Source organism: Pseudomonas silensiensis, from assembly GCF_050434865.1.
Lineage (GTDB): Bacteria > Pseudomonadota > Gammaproteobacteria > Pseudomonadales > Pseudomonadaceae > Aquipseudomonas > Aquipseudomonas fluorescens_W.
In genome coordinates this window covers 198,721-215,603 of record NZ_JBNDJH010000007.1, presented here as the reverse complement: position 1 = coordinate 215,603, position 16,883 = coordinate 198,721, and the positions used below count along the sequence as shown (strand labels likewise).

Genomic DNA, 16,883 nt, shown 5'->3' with positions numbered 1-16,883 from the left:
TTGCCGGGTCTTTGCTGCAATGAATAGCCTCGGGTGTAAATCGCAGGCACAAAAAAGCCGCTCGAAAGCGGCTTTTTGATGAAGATGAAGGCTTATTTCAGGCCGGACATCTTCTGGATGGCGCCTTTGAGCTCGGCGTCTGCGCAATCGGCGCAGGTCCCTTTTGGCGGCATCGAGTTGATGCCGGAGATCGCCTTGGCGAGCAAACCGTCAACACCGCCTTCCTTCTTGGCGCGCTCGCCCCAAGCGGCAGCATCACCGATTTTCGGCGCGCCCAACAGGCCGGTGCCGTGGCAAGCGTTGCAGTGTTTGGCAATCACTTCGTCAGGCGTTTTGGCACCACCGCCGCCAGCAGAAGCGGCAACTTCCATCCCCTTGCATTCTTTACCCGTCACACAAACCTGGCCGACGGGCTCAAGGCGTTTAGCAATTTCGTCGTTGGTCGCAGCTTGAGCGCTGACTGCCCAAAGGGCCAATACGGTTGCTGGTACGGCCAGCATTTTCATAATTAGATTCACGCGTTCACCCTCAATGGTGGCTAGTCACGCCCACGGCCACGGTTCGCAGGCGGGCGCAAGTATAACGGTAAGCCCGCCACACTGAAACAACCCTAAAGTCGGAGGGGTCTTATGCGTGGCGGAAAAACAACTCGGGCACCTCCGCAATACTGGCGGGACGCCTCTTTTCTTAGAAATTCGCTGGAGTCGCTGCGCTGATTAGTCGCGCTGGCGCATCGAACGGATTACGGAAACGGTGCGGTTTAGTACTCTCAAAGTAGTAGCTGTCGCCGGCTTCGAGCACAAAAGTTTCAAGCCCTACCACCAGTTCAAGTCGACCTTCGAGCAAAATCCCGGTTTCCTCGCCCTCATGGGTGAGCATCTCGTCACCGGTGTCGGCGCCTGGCGGGTAGATTTCGTTGAGGAACGCGATGGCCCGGCTCGGATGAGCCCTGCCGACCAGCTTCATGGTCACTGCACCATCGGAAATATCGATCAGCTCGTTGGCTTTGTAGACGATCTGAGTCGGTTTTTCCTGCAGGATCTCTTCGGAAAAGAACTCGACCATCGACATGGGAATCCCGCCCAGTACCTTCCTCAGCGAACTGATCGAGGGGCTGACGCTGTTCTTCTCGATCATCGAAATGGTGCTGTTGGTGACGCCCGCGCGCTTGGCGAGTTCACGCTGGGAAAGTCCTTTGAGCTTACGGATGGATTGCAGTCGTTCACCGACGTCCAATGCTGGAGCCTCCAGGGATTCAGGTTGTTGGAATATTGAGCGTTATCATGGCGACAGCGTTCAGTATTTACAACACTTGGACCTGAATCCTGTTCGGTGAAGCGACTTTCGGTCGGGACGCTTTGGCCTAAACCCCGGAATAGAGCATTGGCACCCGGCGCAGGTTGCAGAAGATCTGGTAAGGAATCGTGCCCGCCGCCGCGGCCACGTCACTGGCGAGAATGTTTTTGCCCCACAACTCGACGGTCGAACCGAGGCCGGCTTGCGGCACATCGGTCAGGTCGATGCAGAGCATGTCCATCGATACCCGACCAATCAACTGGCTGCGCTGCCCGGCAACCATCACCGGCGTACCGGTCGGTGCCTGACGTGGGTAGCCATCGGCGTAACCCATGGCCACCACGCCGACGCGCATCGGTTTCTGGGTGATGAATGTGGCGCCGTAACCGATCGGCTCGCCGGCCGGCAGTTCACGCACGCAAATCACTTTCGATTCGAGGGTCATCACCGGTTGCAGTCGGGACGCCACGGCGTTGGCTTCTTCAAACGGAGTCGCGCCGTAGAGCATGATGCCCGGGCGAACCCAATCACTTGGAATCTGCGGCCAACCGAGCACTGCCGGCGAGTTACGCAGGCTGACCTCGGCCGACAAACCCTGACGCGCCGCTTCGAACACGACAACCTGGTCGACACTGGCCTGACTGTGCAGCTCATCGGCCCGGGCGAAGTGGCTCATCAGAACAATCTTCGCCACCTTGCCGCTGGCCAGCAGCCGTTGATAGGCCGCCTGATAATCATTTGGATGCAAGCCCACCCGATGCATGCCCGAATCGAGCTTGAGCCAGACCGTGATCGGCTTGCTCAGTGCAGCGTTCTCGATGGCTTCGAGCTGCCACAGCGAATGCACCACGCACCAGAAGTCATGCTCGACGATCAGCGACAGCTCATCGGCTTCGAAAAAACCTTCCAACAACAACACCGGCGCACGAATGCCCGCGGCTCGCAGCTCCAACGCTTCTTCGATACAGGCTACGGCGAAACCATCTGCTTCGGCTTCCAGCGCCTGGGCGCAACGCACCGCGCCATGACCGTAGGCATCGGCCTTGATCACCGCGAGGGCCTTGGCCCCCGTGACTTCACGGGCAATTTGGTAGTTGTGACGCAGGGCTTGAAGGTCGATCAGGGCACGGGCTGGACGCATGGCGGCAGACTTCTAGGCGGTCATGGGAATAAAAACCGGCGCTGGCTGACGGCGTGGACCGCCCGTAGCACCGGGAGAGGGATCTTTCTGACGGGTTTATGGCAGAGCGGCGACAACCGACAGCTCGACCAGGATTTCCGGTTCGCACAGTTTCGATTCAACGGTGGCACGGGCCGGTGCGACGCCTTTTGGCAGCCACTTGTCCCAGACCGAGTTCATGCCTTCAAAGTGTGCATCAATGTCTTTCAAGTAAATCGTCACCGACAGCAGGCGATTCTTGTCGGTCCCGGCCAGATCCAGCAAACGCTCGATGTTGGCAAGCGTTTCACGGGTCTGCTGTTCAATCCCGGCGTTCATATCGTCGCCGACCTGCCCTGCCAGATACACGGTACCGCTGTGGACTACGATCTGGCTCATGCGCTCATTGGTGAGCTGGCGCTGGATTGACATGTTTTGCAGACTCCTGAAGTTTTTTTCCATAACGGGAAATATCGAGGCCTTCGGCGCTGATTTGCGGCGTTTTCTTCGCCATCAGATCGGCCAGCAAGCGACCGGAACCGCACGCCATGGTCCAACCAAGCGTGCCGTGACCCGTGTTCAAAAACAGATTGCTGAACGGCGTAGCACCCACGATCGGCGTGCCGTCCGGCGTAGTCGGACGCAGACCGGTCCAGAAACTCGCCTGGGCCAGATCGCCGCCCTGAGGATAGAGGTCGTTGACGATCATCTCCAGGGTTTCGCGCCGACGCGGGTTCAGCGACAGGTCAAAACCAGCTATTTCAGCCATGCCGCCGACGCGGATGCGATTGTCGAAACGGGTGATCGCGACCTTGTAGGTCTCATCGAGGATAGTCGATGTCGGGGCCATTGCCGGGTTGGTGATCGGCACGGTCAGGGAGTAACCCTTGAGCGGATACACCGGGGCCTTGATGCCCAGCGGCTTGAGCAGTTGCGGCGAGTAGCTGCCCAGGGCCAACACGTAGCGATCAGCGGTTTCCAGCTTGCCGTCGATCCAGACACCATTGACGCGATCACCGGCGTAGTCGAGGCGTTGAATGTCCTGGTCGAAGCGGAATTCCACACCCAGTTTGGTAGCCATTTCGACCAGGCGGGTGGTGAACATCTGGCAATCGCCGGTCTGGTCGTTCGGCAGGCGCAAGGCACCGGCGAGGATGTCGGTGACGCTGGCCAACGCGGGCTCAACGCGGGCAATGCCGGCGCGGTCGAGCAGTTCGAACGGCACGCCGGACTCTTTCAGCACGGCGATGTCTTTCCAGGCGCCGTCAAGTTGAGCCTGGGTGCGGAACAATTGGGTCGTACCGAGGCTACGGCCTTCGTAGGCAATGCCGGTTTCGGCGCGCAATTCGTCGAGGCAGTCACGGCTGTACTCGGACAGGCGGACCATGCGTTCCTTGTTCACCGCATAACGGCTGGCGGTGCAGTTGCGCAGCATCTGCGCCATCCACAGGTATTGGTCGATGTCGGCGGTGGCCTTGATCGCCAGCGGTGCGTGGCGTTGCAGCAGCCACTTGATGGCCTTGAGCGGCACGCCCGGCGCGGCCCACGGCGAGGCATAACCCGGCGAAACCTGCCCGGCGTTGGCGAAACTGGTCTCCATGGCAGCGGCCGGCTGACGGTCCACCACCACCACTTCAAACCCGGCACGCGCCAGATAGTAAGCACTGGTGGTACCGATGACGCCGCTACCCAAGACCATAACGCGCATTTTCATATCCTCATCGCGGCTCGCCGCTGACGTTCGTAGTTGTAAAGCAATGATGTGCGCAGTGTAAAAAAGATTAGGCAGTGCTTTTCACTATATAACTGCCTATATTTGGCGAGAATTCTCGGCAAAAACGCTTTTCACGGAGGCGCATCCCCTATGCGTACCAACACTCAGACCAAACGTGAGCTGGACAAGATCGACCGCAACATCCTGCGGATCCTGCAAGCGGACGGACGTATCTCCTTCACCGAGCTGGGGGAAAAGGTCGGGCTCTCGACCACGCCCTGTACCGAGCGGGTCCGGCGGCTGGAGCGCGAAGGGATCATCATGGGCTACAACGCCCGGCTCAATCCGCAGCACCTCAAGGGCAGTCTTCTGGTGTTCGTCGAGATCAGCCTCGACTACAAATCCGGCGATACTTTCGAAGAGTTCCGACGCGCGGTCCTGAAGCTGCCCCACGTGCTGGAGTGCCATTTGGTGTCAGGGGATTTCGATTATCTGGTGAAGGCACGGATTTCCGAGATGGCCTCGTACCGCAAGTTGCTGGGCGACATCCTGCTGAAATTGCCGCATGTACGCGAATCCAAGAGCTACATCGTGATGGAAGAAGTGAAAGAGAGCTTGAGTTTGCCGATTCCGGATTGAAGATTTGTGGTGACTGCACTGACCCCATCGCGGGCAAGCCCGCTCCCACAAGGACAGCGCCGTACCTGTGGGAGCGGGCTTGCCCGCGATGGGGTCGACTCGGAACAACTGAACCAGCGCCGCAGCTTAAACCAACACCTGGCGGGTCGAAGCCATGTACTCATGAATCTGCTTTTCAACCCGCGGATGAATCAGCTCCACCGGCCCCCGCCCATTGGGGCACGGCAAGGTCTTGGTGGTACCAAACAACCGGCAAATCAGCGGCCGTTCGTCATACACGGTGCAGCCGTTGGGTCCGAGGTGAACGCAATTGAGCTCATCCATCGCCGCGTCCTGCTCGGCGCGGGTCTTGCGCGGCAGGCGGGACATTTCTTCCGGTGAGGTGGTTACCGGCCCACAGCAGTCATGGCAGCCGGGCACGCACTCGAACGAGGGGATCTGCTGCCGTAACGTGCGAATTTTCTGACTGTTGCAGCTCATCGAAGCGGTAACCAATAGCGGAATAGAGCGGGATTCTGACGTAAAAGCCCTGATCCAGACAGCACCAACCGACCAGTGTTGCCGGTGTCCGAAGGTCCGGCTTATGCTCCGTCAAATTTTCTAAACATACGAATCAGGATCACGCGCATGAATGCCGGTGCTCAGCAACCTGCCCCGAACCACCAGCACACTGCCTCTTATTACGCCGCCAGCAGCCTGCCGCAGCCCGATCATCCGGTGCTCACAGGCGACCTGGTGGCGGACGTGTGCGTGGTCGGTGGCGGGTTCTCCGGGTTGAACACGGCGCTCGAACTGGCCGAGCGCGGCTTCAGCGTGGTCCTGCTCGAAGCGCACAAGATCGGCTGGGGCGCGAGCGGGCGCAATGGCGGGCAGTTGATTCGGGGCGTCGGCCATGGCCTTGATCAGTTCGCCAACGTAATCGGTGCGGACGGCGTGCGTCAGATGAAACTCATGGGACTGGAAGCGGTGGAAGTCGTCCGACAGCGCGTCGAGCGTTTTCAGATCCCTTGCGACCTGACCTGGGGTTATTGCGACCTCGCTAACAAGCCTCGCGACCTTGAAGGTTTTGCCGAAGACGCCGAAGAGCTGCGCAGCCTCGGCTACCGTTACGAAACCCGGCTGCTGCAAGCCAGTGAAATGCATTCCGTTGTGGGTTCCGACCGCTACGTCGGCGGTTTGATCGATATGGGCTCGGGGCATCTGCACCCGCTGAATCTTGCACTGGGCGAAGCGGCTGCGGCCCAGCAGCTCGGGGTGAAGCTGTTCGAACAATCGGCAGTCTCCCGCATCGATTATGGCCCCGAGGTCAAGGTTCACACCGCCCAGGGCTCGGTTCGCGCCAAGACGCTGGTGTTGGGCTGCAACGCCTACCTCAATGAACTCAATCCCGAACTCGGCGGCAAGGTGCTGCCCGCCGGCAGCTACATCATCGCCACCGAACCCTTGAGTGAAGCGCTGGCACACTCGCTACTGCCACAGAACATGGCGGTCTGCGATCAACGGGTGGCGCTGGATTACTATCGGCTCTCGGCAGATCGACGCTTGCTGTTTGGCGGTGCCTGTCACTATTCAGGTCGCGACCCGAAGGACATCGCCGCGTACATGCGGCCGAAGATGCTGGAGGTTTTCCCGCAACTGGCCGGCGTGAAGATCGACTTCCAATGGGGCGGGATGATCGGCATCGGCGCCAACCGTCTGCCGCAGATCGGCCGGCTCAAGGATCAGCCGAATGTGTATTACGCCCAGGCTTATTCCGGTCATGGCGTGAATGCCACGCACCTGGCGGGGAAGTTGTTGGCTGAAGCTATCAGTGGTCAGCAGAGCGGAGGGTTCGATCTGTTTGCCAAGGTGCCGCACATGACCTTTCCGGGTGGTAAGCATTTGCGCTCGCCGTTGTTGGCGTTGGGAATGTTGTGGCATCGGCTTAAAGAGTTGGTCTGAGCCTGATTAAGCGACATGCCCGCCCTTGTAGCAGCTGACGAGCACCGCGAGACAGCGTTCGGCGGCGAAGCCGTCGCAAATCCTGCAACCGCGCTCTTTCAGGCAAACCGCGGTGTCTGATTTACGACTGCTGCGCAGTCGGACGCAGCCTTCGGCAGCTGCTACAAGGGATCGCATTTCATCTCACAGACACCAGAAAGGCTTGAGCCCCTCCTCCCGCGCCTGCTCCCGACTCAACCCGATGTCCTTAAGCTGCTCAGTCGTGAGCTCCAGCAATGCCTTGCGCGTGTGCAGACGATGCCAGAACAGACCCCAGCGACCCAGGCCGGACGGCGCATTGCGCATGACCGCCTCGCGCGCACCGTTGATTTGCCCTGCCGCCAGTTCCTGACTGTGTAACGTCAGCCGCACATCGCTCAAGCCGTTCATTTTGTTTGCTCCTGTTTACTTGGGTAGCCAGAGCTTTCATGATGCGTCGACGGCAAAAAGCATTACAGATTCAACGAGACTGTATTAACTCCATACAGATTTTGCATTTCAGCGTCTGAATCCTATATTTTCGACCCATCTGTACTGGTTGACCGAACCACCCACACAGAGACTGCGCCATGACCCTTTACGTCAACCTCGCCGAACTACTTGGCACGCGGATCGAACAGGGCTTCTATCGCCCCGGTGACCGGCTGCCGTCGGTGCGGGCGTTGAGTGTTGAACACGGCGTCAGCCTGAGCACCGTGCAGCAGGCCTATCGCGTGTTGGAAGACAGCGGGTTGGCGACACCGAAACCCAAATCCGGCTACTTCGTTCCGGTGGGTCGCGAACTGCCGGAGCTGCCGGCCATTGGGCGCCCGGCCCAGCGTCCGGTGGATATTTCCCAGTGGGATCAGGTGCTGGAGTTGATTCGCGCCGTGCCACGCAAGGACGTCGTGCAACTGGGCCGCGGCATGCCGGACATCACCACGCCGACCATGAAACCGCTGCTGCGCAACCTGGCGCGGATCAGCCGTCGGCAGGACATGCCCGGCCTGTATTACGACAACATCTACGGCACCCTCGAACTGCGCGAACAGATCGCCCGTCTGTTGCTGGATTCCGGTTGCCAATTGACGGCCCACGACCTGGTGATCACTACCGGTTGCCACGAAGCGCTGTCCACCAGCATTCGCGCCATTTGCGAGCCAGGGGATATTGTGGCCGTGGACTCGCCGAGCTTTCACGGCGCCATGCAAACCCTCAAGGGCCTGGGCATGAAAGCCCTGGAAATCCCTACCGACCCGCTCACCGGGATCAGCCTCGATGCCCTCGAACTGGCCTTGGAACAATGGCCGATCAACGCCATACAGTTGACGCCCAACTGCAACAACCCGCTGGGCTACATCATGCCGGAGTCGCGCAAACGCGCGTTGTTGACGCTCGCACAGCGTTTCGACGTCGCGATCATCGAAGACGATGTGTATGGCGAACTGGCTTATACCTACCCGCGACCGCGCACGATCAAATCCTTCGACGAAGACGGCCGGGTCCTGCTCTGCAGCTCGTTTTCCAAGACCTTGGCCCCGGGACTGCGCATCGGCTGGGTGGCGCCGGGGCGTTATCTGGAACGGGTGCTGCACATGAAATACATCAGCACCGGTTCCACGGCGCCGCAGCCGCAGATTGCCATCGCCGAATTCCTCAAAGCGGGGCACTTCGAGCCGCATTTGCGACGGATGCGGACGCAGTACCAGCGCAATCGCGACTTGATGATCGATTGGGTCACGCGTTACTTCCCGGCCGGCACCCGCGCCAGTCGCCCACAAGGCAGCTTCATGTTGTGGGTTGAACTACCGGAAGGCTTCGACACGCTGAAACTGAATCGTGCGCTGCATGATCAAGGCGTACAGATTGCCGTCGGCAGTATCTTTTCCGCCTCCGGCAAATACCGCAATTGCCTGCGGATGAACTACGCTGCCAAGCCAACACCGCAGATCGAAGACGCGGTGCGCAAGGTCGGCGCCGCAGCGATCAGACTCCTGGCAGAGGTTGATCACTGACAGGCGATGCCTTGGCGCGATTACTCCAGCTCAATGCGGATTCGGTTTTCGAGGGTTTTAATATCACGCACCCGGGTCGCCTCCTCATTGATCCGGGCGTCGAGTTCCAATTCCAGATCCCAACGCGTGCCCAGCGCAGCGGCCCCGTTATGCCACGGCATGATCCGCTCACCCGGACGCAACAGACCCGAATCAACGGGGCTCTCCTCGCCTTCTCGCCGCCACGCCATTGCAGCACCATCCAGCCGGGCAGACAGTACGCTGACCTGCAACACTCCATCGCCAAACGGGAAGTGCTGCGTATCCACCCTTGCGCCGTCCAGCCAGATTCTCATCGGCGTTGGCGCATCACATTGCACCTGCAACCGGGTGTGCCGCTTGCCCAGGTTCAATAGCTCCCCGGCTGGCGAACGCCCGAGTAACTCCCCGCGAGTGGCCGAACCAAAATCGATCAAGGACGGCGCAAGGGTCAACGTGCAGCGCTCCGCAGCCATCGCAGGAATAGCGCAAACAGGCAGAAAAACACTGAACAGCAAGCGGACGAATATTGCTCGCAACGTGCGAGGAGCAAACGAAACATCAGGTGGATTTTTCATCGGTAGCCCTTGATCAAAATGAACACTTCAAGCCTCCTCGCAGACGCTTTCGGCGGTCTCGAACAACGCCGAAGACTCAGGTTTTTGACCGAGGCTGACATTGAGCCTGCACGATGCCCCGTCGGGCAGCGTCAACCGCAGCTGCATCTCGGGACGGGCGTCGATAAGAAAGATTTTCCCTGTGTCGACGACCGTCGTCAGGTAGCGCTGATCGTCGTCATAAACGCCCACGCCTTGAGTCACCGGCTGACCATCCGCCCGGCGCGCCATTAACAGCACGCGGCGGGCGCTGATCACTGAAAAGTCGAACGCCTGAACCGAGCCACGCCCGGCCTCGACCTCCTGATAGCCATTGAGCACATCGACGCTGCGCGGCAGGCTGGCGGTATCGATCTCGATCCGGCCTGTGCGATAGGCCGGCAGACTGGCCGCGACCGCACGGCCGGCACTGTCAGTCCATACCGGCCCCTGCGGCGTGTGCAGTTTGATGCCGGCATCGTCACCGATCTTCACCAGCCCGAACGTGTCGCGCAACGGATAGGGCGACGGTGTGATGCCATTGGAGTGAATGGCCAAACCACCGCGCATGGCCGCGTCATAACCCGTCGCTCCAGCACCGCTATGGGAATAGCCGAGGTCGACGCTGGTATAGCGCGGCAACAGACTGAGGCGTCCATTCATATCCGATTGTCCTTCTGCCGCTCGATCCACACCGAGGGTGTAGCCCAGCGTGTCATCGACCTGCTCGCTCAATTGCGCCCCCGTGCGCAGCCCATTTACCCGGTCGTGGCGGGCGTAATTGCTGAGGCTACGTCGCGGGCCCAAGGTGAAACTCAGTGAGGCGAACGCCGCGGTTCCGGGACTGTGTTGCACCGAGGCACCTAACCTTTCTTCCAGCCTCAGCGAAAAGTGAGTGTCCTTGAAGACGCTGGACGACCAGGAAAGTCCCAAGCGAGATTGCGCTCGCCCGTTGACCGTGGCGTTGCGCGAGACCATGGCACCCAACGTCCCCAGCTTATCCAGCGAACCGTTCACCGACGCGCTCAACTGCTGGCTGGCACGTGATTCGGGGGCTTTGCGTTTTTCGTTCCAGGCCGTATCGGTCAGCGTCCTGAAGCCCTCGGTCTGCTGCGAAGCAGTAAGGCCTGCGGACAAGCGGCGGTTGATGGTTGTGCTAATTGAGGCTTGAAGTTGTGAGCCACGCAATTGCACCGCAGGAGTGCTGGAGAAGACATGTTGAGCGCTGATCGTGGTGCGATCAGTCAGCGCCTGCTGGAGGCCCCAGCCGACTGCCTGATACTGACCGGCTCCCATCAGAGCAGCACTCAGATTCGTGCTTGCCCCCCACTGCCAGCTGCGGGTCGTGGCAGCAAACAAGGGTGTTTCACGATCATCGCTACCGAACCGGCGAACCTGACCTGCCGCCAAGGTGTAGCCGGTAGGTCCTGCGTTGCTGCCACGGCGCAAGGTTGCCGACGGCACCGTAAATTGATGCTGTGAACCACCGTCCTCGTGCACCGTCACGTCCAGATCGAGGTTGAGACTCAGCAGCGGTAAACCACTTAAGGTAAAAGGACCACTCGGCACCAGGGTCGCGTAAATCACCACACCACTTTGTCGCACCTCGACGCGAGCAGGGGAGTACGCCACCCCTTCGACAACTGTGTTGCTGCCAATCCCCTCGTTGGTCAGGGTGCTGAGTACGGTTTCCGGCAGTAACTGAACCCCGGTAAACGCGCCACCCGCCAGTAGCGGTACGGCCAAGGTGAGTTGCCCGAACTGTATCCGGGTCTGTTGTTTTTCCCACGTGTGTTCGGCATACGCATACAGATGTTCGGCGCGCCTGACACCCTCGAACGCGCTATAGGATTGTCGGCTGCGTACAAGCCAGTCCCTGCTATTCAGACCGACTTCGGTGTTGAAGTTGCGGTACTGACTGGACTGGCCATTGAATTGCCGGCTGACCAGCAATGCGTCGTAATTCAGCAGTCCGGCACTTCCGCCATTGGAGAAGCTGCGTTGCATCAGTACCGGCGATAGCAAGGCATGGGTTGGAACCCGCAAGGCCACTTCTTCTTTACCCGGAAGGAGGCGCACCACAGCCTCGGGAAAGGCTTGGTTGAAGGGCAGGCAGGCGCCAATGTCCTGAGCGTCCAGTGCGCGCTCGGGTGCGTGAATGTCTGCACTGGCCAGCAGCGAGGAGTCCACGCACAGCTCACCGTGTTCATTGAACGTTGCATGGATGCGCCCCTTCGTCACGCCGTTAACCTCGAGGGTCACCCGCCGTGGGCCTTGCTCGAACCGGGGTGCAAGGCGAAAGTACTGCGCGAGTTGTGGATCGATCCCGCGCGCCTTGAGAACCTGGGCATCAAAGTCAACGCCCTCATCCGCCACAACTTTTCCGAGCGCAGCTGCCATGAGAGTGATGCCAACCACCCCTCTTATCCCTGCGGCTATCCCTGCGCAGGTGCCACGCATTACCTGACGACCAAAGGCGCATCGTAGCTGCCCACTGCGAATCCGTAAGTGCTCGCCGGCGACAAGCGCACAGTCGCACCCACCACTACAACGCCCGTAAGCACCAACTCTTCGCCGGGCAGCACGTAAGTACGCGGTAAATCCAGCGGTATGCCGAGGGGCATGATGCTGACCGACTTCGCCAGCCGGACTACATACGGACTGGCGTTTTTGACCTGAACCTTGCCGCCCTGTAACGACCAGGTCAGACGCTTCCAGGGCTCACGTTCGACCGGTAGATGGGCCGGTCGCAGGATCACTGGAATATTCTGGCGCACACCCAGTTTCACTTGAGCCTGCCCTCCCGTTTCGGCAGGCAGAATGCCCTCGAAGATGACGCGCTTCAGGCGTTCGGTTTCGAGGGGCTTGGCACTTTGTAGAATAAACCTGAGCTGCTGGGTTGCACCCGCCTCGACACGCGCCACTGGCTGGGTGACGACCAGCAGATGCTCACTGTCCTGGGGAATATCCTCAATCACGGTGTACAACAACGCAGGCTGGTCATCAGTGTTGCGAACGTTGATTGTTGCTTCGCCGATGGCCTCATCCACCAGCAGCGCCGGAACCTCCGGCACCATGCCAACGGCGAACGCGCTCGTACTGGAAACGGCCATACCGATAGCGATGAACGCGCCCAGCGCGACCTGCTTTTTTAATGAAAACATAATGATTTCCAGGCGTGCCAACGCAGCACCGCGAGGCAGCACGTGCGCTGAAGCGCAGCTTTTATCAAAGAGACCTGACGGTAGGCAGACGTGACCCGGGACGACTGCGCGAGCAGTCGCCTTCGTGTCGCCAGATAGATGCCCGGGAGCTTGGCCGTAGCCGTCCCGGGGACCTGAGTTACAGGTAGTAAACGTCGAAGGTCACAAACCCATCGACCTTGTACTCATCGGTGGTGACGGGAAGATCCCTGGCCGGGCGAATTGCCGCTGCCACTTTCATGGGAAAGGCGTGGAAAGTGGCGGCAATCGGCCCTTTGACCTCGTCTTCGCCCCAGGAATAGCTGGTTGGTGCATTCGACACCATCAGGCTGCGCGGGGTACGCCAGTTAAGATTATCGGGGGTGCGAACCAGAAACTTCTGTGCCTGCTGATCTGCACTTGGGGTACCAACTCGCAAGCCGAAACCGCCAATCGCAACGCCGTTTACGGTCCCTAGACCGTAATACAAATTTTCACCGGTAAAACCGGTAGGGCTAAAAACCAAACCTGGCGCCTTGGTATCGCCACGACCATCCGTCACGGCGAACTCCACGGCAGCAGGCGCGGTGCACGCGATTTTCAGCGTGATGTCCTTCTCGGGAAAATTGGTTTGAGCAACAACATTCAGTTCTTTTGCAGACAACTTACCCAGGTCCACAGTCGTACCACCGGCAAACGTCGGGACACACGAAGTTGGCGTAACAGCACCGGTCACCGTCAAACTGGTACTTGCTGCCGACGCCAACATCGGGGAAGCAGCAACTGCTATAGCGGCCATCAAAAAAAGATTTTTCATTTTTACCATCCTTGTTAAATATCGATATGTAACTTTTGTAAATCCATAACTTCCAAAAAAACAGACACGTTTTAATTCGCCCTCACTTGCCCGGCGATGATTGCCGTTTACGTGGGATTTATCTGTAGGACGCATCTCTACTACTAATAGGACAAGGCTCACGCTGGCGTAGCTTTTCGAGAGCTTTCTTGAAAGTTTTGAATGAAAAAACTTGTAGCATTCCAACCACCAAACGTGTGACTTCCCACCCCCCCGACAACACTGGAGCTCCGGTTTTTTTTCGCGCACCACTCCTCTCTAGCGTCACGAATACGCATTAAACTTTCATTCAAAACAAATCAAACAGCAAAAGCGCAATGAGAATCATCAAACTAAAAATCGAGATCTAAAATTGCAACCCGTACTTTCAACTCTTTAAATACATTTTCGTTTCGTCTTTATTCAATGCGTAAAAACTTGCACGCCATTTGCCATATAACACTCGCCAGCACAGCGTTCACACCTGCTCGTCGCAGGCCGTGCCATACTCCGGCTTTGCCGCGAATCGAGATAACCAACTTGAGTTCCAGACAAACCATCGCTCTGGTGATATTGCTCAGTGTATTAATGAGCGGTTGTGCCACCCTTGATGTGCCCAGGACTCCCAGCCAGGCACTGCCCGCCAGTGACTCGGCGTTCGGTCGCTCGATTCAGGCCCAGGCTGCCCCCCACGAGGGGCAATCCGGCTTTCGCCTGCTGTCCGACAGCACCGAAGCCTTCACGGCCCGCGCCGAACTGATCCGCAACGCCCAAAGCAGCCTGGATTTGCAGTACTACATCGTTCACGACGGCATCAGCACACGGATGCTGGTGGACGAGCTTCTCAAGGCTGCCGACCGCGGCGTGCGCGTACGCATTCTGCTCGACGACACCACCAGCGATGGCCTGGACCGGCTCATCGCCACGCTGGCGGCGCATCCGCAGATCCAGATCCGTGTGTTCAACCCACTGCACCTGGGTCGCAGCACCGGCGTGACACGAACGGCGGGACGGTTGCTCAACCTGTCGCAGCAACACCGGCGCATGCACAACAAGCTGTGGCTGGCCGACAACAGCATGGCCATCGTCGGTGGACGCAATCTGGGGGATGAGTACTTCGATGCCGAACCCAACCTGAATTTCACTGACATCGACATGCTCAGCGTCGGCCCGGTCGCCGAACAGCTGGGGCACAGTTTCGACCAATACTGGAACAGTGCGCTGAGCAAGCCGATCGACCAGTTCCTCTCGAGCAAACCGACGGTCAGGGATCTGGAAAACACCCGGACCCGACTGGAAGAATCGCTTGAGGAAACGCGCAAACAGAATCACGCGCTCTACCAGCAGTTGATGACCTACACCACTCACCCGCGCCTGGACATCTGGCGTCGGGAGTTGATCTGGGCCTGGAACCAGGCACTGTGGGACGCGCCGAGCAAGGTGCTGGCCGACGGCGAGCCCGACCCGCAGTTGCTGCTGACCACGCAGCTGGCGCCCGAACTCAATGGCGTCAGCAAAGAGCTGATCATGATTTCGGCTTACTTCGTACCCGGCCAGCCGGGGCTGGTGTACCTGACCGGGCGCGCCGATGCCGGGGTGTCAGTGAGCCTGCTGACCAACTCACTGGAAGCCACTGACGTGCCGGCGGTGCATGGCGGTTACGCGCCGTATCGCAAGGCACTGCTGGAACATGGCGTGCAGCTGTTCGAATTGCGTCGCCAGCCTGGTTTAGGCGGCGGAAGCGGACCCCATCTGTTCTACAGCAAGTCCCACCGCGGTTACGACTCCAGCCTGCACAGCAAGGCGATGATCTTCGACCAGCAAAAGTCGTTCATTGGCTCGTTCAATTTCGACCCGCGCTCGGTGCTGTGGAACACTGAAGTCGGGGTGCTGGTGGACAGCCCGGAACTCGCCGCGCACGTCCGCGAACTGGCGATGCAGGGCATGGCGCCGCCGTTGAGTTATCAGGCGAAACTGGAAAATGGCCAGGTTGTCTGGGTGACAGAAGACGACGGCAAGCTGCACACCCTGACCCGGGAGCCGGCAAGCTGGTGGCGGCGCTTCAGTGCATGGATGAGCACCACGGTCGGCCTGGAGCGGATGTTGTAGTCAGGAGGTCGCGATCAATTGTGGCGAGGGAGCTTGCTCCCGCTCGACTGCGCAGCAGTCGCAAATCGGCATATGCGTTCTGCCTGAACAAACGCGGCGCCTGAGTTTAGGGCCGCTTCGCGCCCCAGCGGGAGCAAGCTCCCTCGCCACAGGTTTTGTACCGTGCTCAAGCCGGCTCGGTAATCGCACCAAATGCCCCTTGCCGTGACAGCAGGATCACCAACCCCAGCGCACCGGCCGCCATCAGCAGTGGCAACGCATGCCCGCTGATCCACTGGCTGCCGGCACCGGCCGCCAACGGTCCGACCAGGCAACCGATACCCCACAACTGCGCGATATGCGCATTGGCGCGCACCAGTGCATCGTCGCGATAGCGCTCGCCGATCAGGATCAGTGACAAGGTGAACAGGCCACCGGCACTGGCACCGAACAACACCCACAACGGCCAGATCAGCAACGTATCGATCAACAACGGAATGGCCAGGCTCGATATCAACAGGACCACCGCACACCCGGTGAACAACGTACGTCGCGACAAGCGATCAGCCAGTGCGCCAATCGGCAATTGCAGCAAGGCATCACCCACCACCACCGTGCTGACCATCGCCAACGCAATATCCGTCGTAAAGCCCTGACGCAGGCAATAAACCGGCAACAACGTCAGGATCATCGCTTCGAACGCTGCGAACAGCGACACCGCCCAGGCAATCGCCGGCAGGCCACGGCAGAAACCCAGCAAGTCGCTGAAGGTCACGCTGCAGGCCTCACTGGTCGGCGCGCCGCTGCGGCCCAGTAACAGGAACGGTGCCGCCATCAACAAACCGACGCCGACCCAGAATCCGTAATCGTGCTCAGTGCCCAGAACGCCAAGCAGCAACGGCCCGGCCAGCTGACTCAGCGCATAACTGCTGCCATACAGCGCCACCAATCGCCCGCGCCACTCTTCCAGCACAAGCTGGTTGATCCAGCTTTCGCCGAGGATGAAGACGAGGGTCAGGATCACCCCGATCATCAGCCGTAATGCCAGCCAAATCGGATAGCTCGGCAACAGCGCCAGCAAACCGATGGACAACGCCCCGGCCCACAGGCACAAACGCATCAGATTGGCCGTGCCCAGACGCGCGGCCAGATGGCTGGAGATCTTTGCCCCCAGCAATACGCCAATTGCGGGCATCGCGGCCATCACGCCGATGGCGAACGAGCCGTAACCCCAGCCTTCCAGGCGAAACGACACCAACGGCATGCTGACGCCCAGCGCCAGGCCGACACTCAAGACAGACGCCAACACGGCGAAATAAGTCGCCCAACGCATTTCCCACGCTCCTGTGGATATTTTTATGTACAGCACAAAACAATGTGGG

General features: G+C 59.5%; 16 protein-coding genes. 4 read left to right on the top strand and 12 right to left on the bottom strand.

All coding sequences use genetic code 11. The annotated features are described in order from the left end of the window. Window positions 1-92 precede the first annotated feature (92 nt). From QF010_RS13025 to dadA, 5 genes are all read right to left on the bottom strand, one after another. A complete protein-coding gene (locus QF010_RS13025) occupies window positions 93-506 on the bottom strand; it encodes a c-type cytochrome (RefSeq protein ID WP_033059396.1) in 414 nt (137 codons plus the stop codon). Between the two features lie 181 nt (window positions 507-687). Next, window positions 688-1,236, bottom strand: coding sequence for a cupin domain-containing protein (locus QF010_RS13020; protein WP_008150195.1), 549 nt, complete (start codon window positions 1,234-1,236; stop codon window positions 688-690). 127 nt (window positions 1,237-1,363) lie between these two features. Then, window positions 1,364-2,437 carry an alanine racemase gene (gene alr / locus QF010_RS13015; protein WP_429533252.1) on the bottom strand — a complete coding sequence of 358 codons (1,074 nt, stop codon included), beginning with the start codon at window positions 2,435-2,437 and terminating at the stop codon, window positions 1,364-1,366. A gap of 96 nt (window positions 2,438-2,533) precedes the next feature. After that, window positions 2,534-2,887, bottom strand: coding sequence for a RidA family protein (locus tag QF010_RS13010; protein WP_033059393.1), 354 nt, complete (start codon window positions 2,885-2,887; stop codon window positions 2,534-2,536). Then, window positions 2,859-4,163 carry a D-amino acid dehydrogenase gene (dadA, locus tag QF010_RS13005; RefSeq protein WP_033059391.1) on the bottom strand — a complete coding sequence of 435 codons (1,305 nt, stop codon included), beginning with the start codon at window positions 4,161-4,163 and terminating at the stop codon, window positions 2,859-2,861. Before dadA ends, QF010_RS13010 begins: the two co-directional genes overlap by 29 nt. 156 nt (window positions 4,164-4,319) lie before the next feature. Between dadA and QF010_RS13000 the strand changes: the two genes are divergently transcribed. Beyond that, the gene (locus QF010_RS13000; RefSeq protein WP_003177284.1) at window positions 4,320-4,808 is read left to right on the top strand and encodes an Lrp/AsnC ligand binding domain-containing protein; all 489 of its coding nucleotides are present in this window, start codon (window positions 4,320-4,322) and stop codon (window positions 4,806-4,808) included. A 126-nt stretch (window positions 4,809-4,934) separates the two neighbouring features. Here the strand turns inward: QF010_RS13000 and QF010_RS12995 are convergent, their stop codons facing one another. Further along, entirely contained in the window at window positions 4,935-5,288 is a 354-nt protein-coding gene (locus QF010_RS12995; protein WP_007947437.1) for a YkgJ family cysteine cluster protein, read from the bottom strand. 147 nt (window positions 5,289-5,435) lie between these two features. Here QF010_RS12995 and QF010_RS12990 point away from each other — a divergent pair, with 147 nt between their 5' ends. Continuing rightward, on the top strand, window positions 5,436-6,749 hold the full coding sequence (locus QF010_RS12990) for an NAD(P)/FAD-dependent oxidoreductase (protein ID WP_429533251.1): 1,314 nt from the start codon (window positions 5,436-5,438) through the stop codon (window positions 6,747-6,749). Window positions 6,750-6,932: 183 nt separating this feature from the next. On the opposite strand, the gene QF010_RS12985 is transcribed toward QF010_RS12990, so the two are convergent. Beyond that, window positions 6,933-7,178, bottom strand: coding sequence for a DUF1127 domain-containing protein (locus tag QF010_RS12985; RefSeq protein ID WP_429533250.1), 246 nt, complete (start codon window positions 7,176-7,178; stop codon window positions 6,933-6,935). Window positions 7,179-7,357: 179 nt separating this feature from the next. Here QF010_RS12985 and QF010_RS12980 point away from each other — a divergent pair, with 179 nt between their 5' ends. Continuing rightward, window positions 7,358-8,782, top strand: a complete 1,425-nt coding sequence (locus QF010_RS12980) for an aminotransferase-like domain-containing protein (protein WP_429533249.1) — start codon at window positions 7,358-7,360, stop codon at window positions 8,780-8,782. Window positions 8,783-8,802: 20 nt separating this feature from the next. Here the strand turns inward: QF010_RS12980 and QF010_RS12975 are convergent, their stop codons facing one another. From QF010_RS12975 to QF010_RS12960, 4 genes are all read right to left on the bottom strand, one after another. Beyond that, window positions 8,803-9,378: a DUF1120 domain-containing protein gene (locus QF010_RS12975; RefSeq protein WP_429533248.1), complete on the bottom strand. Its 576-nt coding sequence runs from the start codon at window positions 9,376-9,378 to the stop codon at window positions 8,803-8,805. A gap of 27 nt (window positions 9,379-9,405) precedes the next feature. Further along, window positions 9,406-11,796: a fimbria/pilus outer membrane usher protein gene (locus tag QF010_RS12970; protein WP_429533247.1), complete on the bottom strand. Its 2,391-nt coding sequence runs from the start codon at window positions 11,794-11,796 to the stop codon at window positions 9,406-9,408. A 59-nt stretch (window positions 11,797-11,855) separates the two neighbouring features. Continuing rightward, complete coding sequence (locus tag QF010_RS12965) at window positions 11,856-12,560, bottom strand: fimbria/pilus chaperone family protein (RefSeq protein ID WP_429533246.1); 705 nt, start codon at window positions 12,558-12,560, stop codon at window positions 11,856-11,858. A 178-nt stretch (window positions 12,561-12,738) separates the two neighbouring features. Beyond that, window positions 12,739-13,395, bottom strand: a complete 657-nt coding sequence (locus QF010_RS12960) for a DUF1120 domain-containing protein (RefSeq protein WP_033059378.1) — start codon at window positions 13,393-13,395, stop codon at window positions 12,739-12,741. Between the two features lie 606 nt (window positions 13,396-14,001). On the opposite strand from QF010_RS12960, the gene QF010_RS12955 reads away from it, so the two are divergent. Next, window positions 14,002-15,522, top strand: coding sequence for a phospholipase D family protein (locus QF010_RS12955; protein WP_429533280.1), 1,521 nt, complete (start codon window positions 14,002-14,004; stop codon window positions 15,520-15,522). A 166-nt stretch (window positions 15,523-15,688) separates the two neighbouring features. On the opposite strand, the gene QF010_RS12950 is transcribed toward QF010_RS12955, so the two are convergent. Beyond that, window positions 15,689-16,834, bottom strand: coding sequence for an MFS transporter (locus QF010_RS12950; RefSeq protein WP_429533245.1), 1,146 nt, complete (start codon window positions 16,832-16,834; stop codon window positions 15,689-15,691). Between the last annotated feature and the right edge of the window lie 49 nt (window positions 16,835-16,883).